The organism is Mycobacterium simiae (assembly GCF_008370645.1).
Lineage (GTDB): Bacteria > Actinomycetota > Actinomycetes > Mycobacteriales > Mycobacteriaceae > Mycobacterium > Mycobacterium simiae_A.
Genome location: NZ_VTZN01000669.1, coordinates 1 through 234, shown reverse-complemented (window position 1 = coordinate 234; position 234 = coordinate 1). Strand labels below are relative to the sequence as shown.

Sequence of the window (234 nt, the reverse complement as noted above, 5' to 3'; positions counted from 1 at the left end):
TCAATCGGATCCCCCAACGTGGTCCCGGTCCCATGACCCTCAACCACATCCACATCCACCGCCGAAAGCCCCGCATTAGCCAACGCCGCCCGCACCACCCGCTGCTGGGAAGGACCATTGGGCGCGGTCAACCCATTCGAGGCCCCATCCTGATTGACCGCCGAACCCCGTACCACCGCCAACACCGGATGCCCCAACCGCCGCGCATCCGAGAGCCGCTCCACCACCACCATG

1 pseudogene is annotated in these 234 nt (G+C 66.2%); it reads right to left on the bottom strand.

The annotated features are described in order from the left end of the window. A pseudogene (locus F0Q45_RS27320) lies at nucleotides 1-234 on the bottom strand (beta-ketoacyl synthase N-terminal-like domain-containing protein); the annotation flags it as partial.